9 protein-coding genes (1 of these 9 running past the window's edge) are annotated in these 7106 nt (G+C 72.0%); 5 read left to right on the top strand and 4 right to left on the bottom strand.

Annotated features, from left to right (window positions below; translation table 11 throughout):
* A protein-coding gene (locus D455_RS35795) for an FtsX-like permease family protein (RefSeq protein WP_017569380.1) crosses the window boundary here: on the top strand, positions 1-88 show its final stretch. Its footprint begins 2261 nt before the window's first position; 88 of the gene's 2349 nt are visible here — the last part of the coding sequence; its start codon lies beyond the left edge, outside the window; it ends in the stop codon at positions 86-88.
* Between the two features lie 77 nt (positions 89-165).
* On the top strand, positions 166-1119 hold the full coding sequence (locus tag D455_RS0103485; protein WP_017569379.1) for a CPBP family intramembrane glutamic endopeptidase: 954 nt from the start codon (positions 166-168) through the stop codon (positions 1117-1119).
* A gap of 116 nt (positions 1120-1235) precedes the next feature.
* Here D455_RS0103485 and D455_RS0103480 read toward each other — a convergent pair whose 3' ends face one another.
* The gene (locus tag D455_RS0103480; RefSeq protein WP_026122276.1) at positions 1236-2024 is read right to left on the bottom strand and encodes an SGNH/GDSL hydrolase family protein; all 789 of its coding nucleotides are present in this window, start codon (positions 2022-2024) and stop codon (positions 1236-1238) included.
* 113 nt (positions 2025-2137) lie between these two features.
* Here D455_RS0103480 and D455_RS0103475 point away from each other — a divergent pair, with 113 nt between their 5' ends.
* Genes D455_RS0103475 through D455_RS0103465 form a run of 3 tightly spaced genes read left to right on the top strand, consistent with a single transcriptional unit; the run spans position 2138 to position 4706 of the window.
* Positions 2138-2812 carry a response regulator transcription factor gene (locus D455_RS0103475; protein WP_017569377.1) on the top strand — a complete coding sequence of 225 codons (675 nt, stop codon included), beginning with the start codon at positions 2138-2140 and terminating at the stop codon, positions 2810-2812.
* Complete coding sequence (locus tag D455_RS0103470) at positions 2809-4236, top strand: ATP-binding protein (protein ID WP_017569376.1); 1428 nt, start codon at positions 2809-2811, stop codon at positions 4234-4236. The genes D455_RS0103475 and D455_RS0103470 overlap by 4 nt, the downstream gene beginning before the upstream one ends.
* A complete protein-coding gene (locus D455_RS0103465; RefSeq protein ID WP_026122275.1) occupies positions 4233-4706 on the top strand; it encodes a hypothetical protein in 474 nt (157 codons plus the stop codon). Before D455_RS0103470 ends, D455_RS0103465 begins: the two co-directional genes overlap by 4 nt.
* A 16-nt stretch (positions 4707-4722) precedes the next feature.
* On the opposite strand, the gene D455_RS0103460 is transcribed toward D455_RS0103465, so the two are convergent.
* The 3 genes from D455_RS0103460 to D455_RS0103455 all read right to left on the bottom strand — a co-directional run.
* Positions 4723-5934: an acyltransferase family protein gene (locus tag D455_RS0103460; RefSeq protein ID WP_017569374.1), complete on the bottom strand. Its 1212-nt coding sequence runs from the start codon at positions 5932-5934 to the stop codon at positions 4723-4725.
* Between the two features lie 133 nt (positions 5935-6067).
* Complete coding sequence (locus D455_RS34080; RefSeq protein ID WP_160167827.1) at positions 6068-6244, bottom strand: hypothetical protein; 177 nt, start codon at positions 6242-6244, stop codon at positions 6068-6070.
* Between the two features lie 221 nt (positions 6245-6465).
* On the bottom strand, positions 6466-7106 hold a 641-nt coding region (locus D455_RS0103455), incomplete at its 5' end, for a CPBP family intramembrane glutamic endopeptidase (protein WP_017569373.1).

Raw genomic sequence — 7106 nt, 5'->3', positions numbered from 1 at the left:
GGCCCGTTCCCGGCACCCCGCCGGTAACGGCCCGATCCCCCGCCACGGGCCCTCCGTCCGTGCGCGGATCCCCCAGGTTCCCCCATGACCGACGACCGCGACGGGGCGCCGTGCGCGACACGCGCGCCCCCGCTCGCGCGTTCCCTCCGAAGCGAAGGACCTCTCATGACCGATTCCACACCCTCCACGGAACCCGCGGCCGGGTGGCGCCGCCTCGTCACGCGGCGCCCCCTGGTGAGCTTCTTCGTCCTGGCGTGCGGCCTGAGCTGGATCGCCTGGATCCCCTACATCCTCTCCGACCACGGTCTGGGCCTGTGGGACTTCGAGGCCCCCAACCTCCTGATGTCGCAGCTCCTGCTGATGCTGCCGGGGGCCTATCTGGGCCCGATCTTCTCGGCCTACCTCGTCACCCGGGTGGTCGACGGCAGGAAGGGCGTGCGCCGCTGGATGGGCCGCATCCTGAGGTGGCGGATGAACTGGCGCTGGTACGCGCTGGCGCTCGTCGGCGTTCCGGCGCTGATCATCCTCTGCGCGGGCCTGTTCTCCGAGGGGGACGTGCGGGCCCCGGCGCTCATGGCGCTCGCGTTCTACGTCCCCGGTCTCGTCCTGCAGTTCGTGACGACCGGCCTGGCCGAGGAGCCCGGCTGGCGCGACTTCGCCCTGCCCCGGATCCAGCCGTACTTCGGACCGCTGCTCGGCACGGTCGTCCTCGGCGTGGTCTGGGGGATCTGGCACCTGCCGCTGTTCGTCACCGAGTGGAGCGGGTACCCGAACACGGCGTGGAAGGACCCCTTCGTGTTCACGGCCATGTGCGTCGCCATCAGCGTGGTGATGACCTGGGTGTTCAACCGCACCGGTGAGAGCCTGCCGATCGCGATCCTGATGCACGCCAGCGTCAACAACATGATGTCGATCGTGGTCTTCGACATGTTCCCCTCGCTCGAACAGACGCACGGGTACATGTCCTGGGTCCTGTTCGTCGGGTTCGGCGCGATCGCCGCAGTGCTCGTCGTGGTGACCCGGGGTCGACTCGGATACGACTCCGAGGCCGCGGTCGAGGCGCGGAAACCGGACACGGGGCGGGACGAGCGGGAGCCCGGGGCGGACGTCAGGGCCTGAGACCCGGGGCTGGCTGGTTCCTCCGTCCTCCGGCCAGCCCCGATCCGCCGTCTACGGGTCCGGGCCCCGGCCCCGGGCCCCGGATGGACCCCCGGCCGACACGCGGCCGGAACGCCTCAGCAGCCCTGGAAGTGCTCGTCCGCGGACCAGCCGGTGTTGGCCCACTCCTCGGGAGCTGGCGGGGTGAAGTCGGGGTGCAGGGCCGTGAGCTCGGTGAGCAGCCAGCTCGTGAAGCGGGCGGCGCCCTGGGGACAGGTGTGGATGCCGTCGGAACTGCGGTCCGCCACGCCTTCCCGGTTCCGCTGGTAGGTGTCACCCCACACCTCCCCGGCGTCGAGTACGACGGCCTGCTCCGGGGAATCCTCGACGACCGCCCGCGCGACGTCGGGTGCCCGGTCCAGTTCGTCCATGTGCGGTTCGTAGAAGTCGTCGGGCCTGATCGGAGGCATGGTGACGAAGACCAGACCCGCGTCGGCCTCGGCCACCGTGGTCAACAGGCGCTCGTAGGCGTCCCGCTGCTCCTGCTCGCTTCCCCAGTCGTAGGTGGTGAGCTGGTAGATGACGGTGCTGGGGTCGTGGGAGGCGATCTGGTCGGGCAGCGTCTCCCACTGCGCCTCGGAGTTGGGTCCGACGACGTTCCCGCCGCCTGTGGAGGCCAGCGAGTGGAAGTCGACACCACCGGCGTCGAAGGCGGCGGCCAGGGGCAGTGCCTGGCCCTGGGCGACCGAGTCCCCGAGCAGGACCACCGTGGACAGCTCCGCGCCGGAGGCGTCGGGTTCCGCCGACGCGTCGGACGCGCCGGATTCCGTGGAACCGCCGGTGCCGCCGGACTGGCCGGAGCAGGCGGCGACCGGGAGGATCACGAGACCGGTCAGGGCGAGGATGAGACGTCGTTTCGTGGTCATGGCGTCCAACGTGCCGTGGCCGTTTCCCGGTTCCACCGCCGCCGTGTCGCGGTTGTGTCGCAGGTGCTCCGCGATCGTCGCTGGTCCTGGCGGGTGTGCACCATACTGGCCGGGTGGCGGCGATTCTCCTCATCGAAGACGATGCCCTGGTCCGGCGCGGTCTCGAACTCGCGCTGCACCGACACGGCCATGACGTCCGCACGGCGGACACCGGCGAGGCCGGGCTGCGCGAGTTCCAGGCCTTCGAGCCGGATCTGGTGGTGCTCGACCTGATGCTGCCGGGCATGGACGGGTTCGCGGTGTGCCGCCGTATCCGGGCGTCCGGCGAGGTGCCCGTGATCATGCTCACCGCGCGCGGGGACGATTTCGACGTCGTCGGCGGCCTGGAGGCGGGCGCGGACGACTACGTCGTCAAACCGGCGAAGCCCACCGTGCTCGACGCGCGGATCCGCGCCGTCCTGCGGCGCGGCACCGGTACCCGGGACGGGGTGCGCGTGCACCGCGACCTGCGTATCGACACCGCGGCGCTGATGGTGTCGCTGCACGGCGAGCCGGTGCGGCTCACGCCGACCGAGCTGCGTCTGCTGCTGACCCTGTCCCGTGCCTCCGGCCGGGTGTTCAGCAGGCAGCAGTTGCTGGAGGAGGTGTGGGAGCAGAGCTACATCGGCGACTCCCGGCTGGTCGACAACTGTGTGCAGCGACTTCGGGCGAAGATCGAGGCCGATCCGGCCGCCCCGGAGTACGTGCAGACCGTGCGCGGGTTCGGCTACCGGTTCGGTCCGGTATGACCAGACGCCCGTGGTTACGCGGCCTCCGTGCCCGGCTGCTGGTCGCCTTCGTGCTCGTCACCGTGCTCGGGGCCGTCGCGGCGGTCTGGTCGAGTGCCGGGTCGGCGGGCGGCGCGCTGGTCACCTCGTACCAGAGGCAGGTCACCCGGACCATCGGTGACCAGATCGGCGCGATCGCCCCCCAGTTGACCTATCCGCCCGACCAGGGCGCGCTCGACCGGCTGCGCGCGACCGTCGGAGCGAACGCCCTGGTGGTCTACGGCGACCTGCGGTCGGCGGACGGTGTCGACACCGGTCTGATCACCGATGAGCTGCGCCTCGCCGTGCGCACCGGGGACCGGCTCGTCACCCAGCGGACCGTCGTCGACGGTGAGCCGTGGCTCCTGGTCGGCACCCCCGTCATGATCACCGCTTCGGACGGTACGCGCACCCCGTCCGGTATCGAGGTGTACGCCGTGCGCGACCTCACCGGAGTGGAACGGGAGATCGACGGCCTCACCAGGTCCGCGATCACCACCGCCGCGTGGGCCCTGCCGCTGTCGGGGCTGGCGGCGCTGCTGGCCGCGGGCAGTGTGCTGCGCCCCGTACGCGAACTCCGTGACACCGCTGGCCGGTTGGCCGCCGGTGACCTGGACGCGCGGTCGCCGCCCCAGGGCGCCGACGAGTTGGCCGAACTGACCGTCACCGTCAACGAGATGGCCGAGTCGGTGCAGACGTCGATGGCGGAGATGGAGCGGATGCGGGCCGACGCCAGGCGGTTCGCCGCGGACGTCTCCCACGAGCTGCGCACCCCGTTGAGCACGCTGACGGCGGTGGTGGAGGTCCTGGCGGACACGACCGACGGGATGGAGCCGGACGCCCGGGAGTCCGCGCGGATGGCGATCACCGAGACCCATCGGCTGGTCCGGCTCGTCGAGGACCTGATGGAGGTGTCCCGCTTCGACGCCGGGACCGCCCGACTGCGGGTGGAGGAGGCCGACGCGGTCGGTGCCGTACGGGACTCCCTCCGTGCCCGCGGCTGGTGGGACCGGGTCGAACTGGTGGCGCCGGAGGAGGTCCCGGCGCGACTGGACCGCCGTCGGCTGGACGTCGTCGTGGCCAACCTGGTCGGCAACGCGCTGCGGCACGGGGAGCCGCCGGTGCGCGTGCACGTCTCGGCCCTCCCCGAACAGGTGCGGATCGCCGTCACCGACAGCGGACCCGGGCTGCCCGAGCACGTGGTTCCGCACGTGTTCGACCGCTTCTACAAGGCCGACGCCGCCCGTACCCGCACCCCGGGCAGCGGACTCGGACTGGCGATCGCGCTGGAGAACGCCCGCCTGCACGGCGGCGACCTCACCGCGGAGAACACCGACCACGGCGCGCGGTTCGTACTGCGCCTGCCCAGAGACCCGGAGGAACCCGGGGATCCGGAGGAACGATGAGACGAGTCTGGTGTGCCGCCGTGGCCCTCCTGGTCGCGGGGTGCGGCATCCAACCCACCGGGGTGACCGACGGGGGAGAGGCGCCGACGGGCGTGGCACCCGGGGTGACGCTGTACTTCGTCGGCGCCGACGGTGAACTCCGGCCCCGACAGCGGGACACCGGCGGCCTGGGTTCGATCTCCGAGGCGCTGTCACTGTTGCTGTCGGGGCCGGGAGGGTCGGGCCTGCGCACCGGGATCGCGCCGATCTCGGTGCAGCGGGTCGGGGTGACCATCGAACCGGGGGTGATCGAACTCGTGACGCCGTTGACGATCGACGACGTGACCCCGCTGGGCATCGACCAGATCGTGTGCACGGCGCTGGACACCCACGTGCGGAGCGGCGGTTCGAGGGACATGAGGGTGCGGGTCCGCTTCACCCAGCCCACCCCGGAGACGGACGAGCTGCGGACCTGCCCGCTGATCAGGTGAGCGGGCGGGCGGGTGGTCAGAGCCCGGTGACGTCGATGGTGGGCGGTTCGGGGGTCGGCAGGGCCAGCCACAGCGCGGCGAGGCCGATCATGAGCGCCGCGAACGCGAACACCCCGTTCCTGCCCCTTGCCCACGTGGCGCGGAACCGGACCGGGTCCTCGACCAGGTACTTCGACAGTGTGGCCAGGGCGATCGACAGGGCGCCCACCAGCGCCGTCCAGGACCACCCGTCCAGGCCCGTCACCTCCGGGGAGAGCAGCACGATGACGGGCCAGTGCCACAGGTACAGGCTGTAGGAGATCAGGCCCAACCACCGCAGGGGCCGCCAGGCGAGGGCGCGGGAGACCAACGACCGCGGTTCCCGCGCGCACAGCCCGATCAGCAGCGCGGACGCCAGGGAGTGCGCGAACAGGCCGCCGGTGAACAGCCACGGCGTGTCCGTCCCGTCGACGAGCGACCACGCCGTGCCGAGGCCGACCACGAACAGCACCAGCACGACGCCCGCCGCCCGGCCCGTCAGACGGGCCAGCACGGTACGCGCCGGTCGGGTGGCGACCACCGCGCCCAGCAGCAGTGAGGACATCCGGGTGTCGGTGCCGACGTAGACGCGGGTCGGGTCCGCCGGATCGACGAGCGTGATCGTCAACAGCAGGGAGACGGCCGAGGCCAGGACCGCGACCACCGCGACCCGGCGGCCCAGGTCCCGACCGAACCGGGCGATGACCAACAGCACCACGGGCCACAGCAGGTAGAACTGCTCCTCGACCGCGATGCTCCACAGGTGCTCGAACACCCGTTCCGGGCCGAACCGGTCCCAGTAACCGGCCGATTCGGCGATCAGGTGCCAGTTGACCACGTTCAACTGCACCCACGGACCGTCGGCGAGCGTCGTCCGCACCATGTCGGGCGGTCCCACCGCCCAGACCAGCACGGTGACACCGACGAGCATGGCCGCCAGCGCGGGCAGGAGTCGGCGGATCCGCCTGCCCCAGAAGGAGGCCATCGCCACCGTGCCGGTCGCCTCGACCTCCCGTAGCAGCAGGTCGGTGATGAGGTAACCGGACAGGGCGAAGAACAGGTCCACACCCAGGAAGCCACCGGGCAGGTGGTCGGTGTGGAACAGCAGTACCCCGAGGATCGCGACACCCCGCAACCCGTCCAGGGCGGGCAGGTGCCGTCCTCCTCCGGATGCGGGCCGGGCCGCCGTGATCGGCTGATCGTGCGTCATGGCGCCGATCGTGCCGAGCCCGTGTCGGGCTTCCGTCCCCGTGACGTCGCAGCCGTGTCCCAGAAGGTCGCCGGGGGGTGGTGACCGGTGGCCGCGATCGCGTCAGCCCGATCGCGGCCACCCGTCCGGCCACCTATGCGCGCCGTCGCCTTCCGCCCCGGGGGCAGTGGGCGGCGAGGGTGACGCGCAGACTCAGACACAGCCCCAGCACCTGGCGCAGCAGCGTCACCTCCGCCGATCCCAGGCCGCACGCGGCGGAGCAGTCACGGTTGGGTCGGTTCCGGCCGAGTTCCCTCACGAGTGAGACCATATCCGGATATTACCCCTTGGGGGTAGGGGGTATAAAAGGGCTCCGGCGATGCGCACAGACCGCCCGGGAGCGCGTGCCCGTAACCCCAGGGAGCACCCAGAGGTGGGCCGGTCGGGGAGGATCCCCGACCGGCCCGCCGACGTGCCCCGTCCCGGAACGTCGCCCCACGCGTCCACCGTCCCGCGAGGCGGCCCCGGCCCGGATCCGGGTTCGCGGCCCGGTCAGCGCTCCGCGCCACCGGCTCGGCGCAGTCCCAGCCGACCGCGGGTGGCGACCACGAGGACCACCGCGACGAGGGCGACCAGGGCGACCTCGACCGCTCCGGCGGAACCGCCCACGGCCGCCGCCTTGAGGCCAGAGACGACGTTGATCGCGGCGTGGGCGACCACCGCGGCCAGCACACCGCCGCGTGCGGAGTTGAAGACGTGGCCGAGGACGACCGTGAGTCCGACGCAGAGCAGGGCGTAGGCGGGGAAGTACATCTGCGACTGGACCGTGCCGTCCATGGCGAACAGGGGAGCGTGCCACACCGCCCAGACCGCGCCGAGCACCACGTTCGCCGCCAGCGGGGGCAGTGCGCCCTGGAGTCGGGGCAGCGCGAACCCCCTCCAGCCCAGTTCCTCGTTTCCGCCGCCGGCCAGTGCGATGAGCAGGAACTGGACGGGCGCCACCGCCAGCGCCGTGTTCAGCCGGGCCTCGTCGACCGAGCTTCCTCCCGGGAGCGCCAGGAGCACCGCGGAGGTCGCGATGGCCAGGAGGGCGAGTGCCGCGATCGCGTAGGGCGTGATGCCGCCCCTGCGCCGGAGTGAGTACCGCCGGAAGAGGGCGCCCACCCCGGACCGGCCCTGGACGGCCGCTGTGA

Source organism: Nocardiopsis halotolerans DSM 44410 (assembly GCF_000341065.1).
Lineage (GTDB): Bacteria > Actinomycetota > Actinomycetes > Streptosporangiales > Streptosporangiaceae > Nocardiopsis > Nocardiopsis halotolerans.
Note: the sequence above shows the minus strand (reverse complement) of the source record. Positions and strands in the feature narration are given on the sequence as shown.

What these genes read in the sequence shown, in the direction of transcription:
- D455_RS0103480 (WP_026122276.1), bottom strand. Translation starts at nt 2,024, where the DNA reads ATGACCACGAAACGACGTCTCATCCTCGCCCTGACCGGTCTCGTGATC.
- D455_RS0103460 (WP_017569374.1), bottom strand. Translation starts at nt 5,934, where the DNA reads ATGACGCACGATCAGCCGATCACGGCGGCCCGGCCCGCATCCGGAGGA.
- D455_RS0103465 (WP_026122275.1), top strand. Translation starts at nt 4,233, where the DNA reads ATGAGACGAGTCTGGTGTGCCGCCGTGGCCCTCCTGGTCGCGGGGTGC.
- D455_RS0103485 (WP_017569379.1), top strand. Translation starts at nt 166, where the DNA reads ATGACCGATTCCACACCCTCCACGGAACCCGCGGCCGGGTGGCGCCGC.
- D455_RS0103470 (WP_017569376.1), top strand. Translation starts at nt 2,809, where the DNA reads ATGACCAGACGCCCGTGGTTACGCGGCCTCCGTGCCCGGCTGCTGGTC.
- D455_RS34080 (WP_160167827.1), bottom strand. Translation starts at nt 6,244, where the DNA reads ATGGTCTCACTCGTGAGGGAACTCGGCCGGAACCGACCCAACCGTGAC.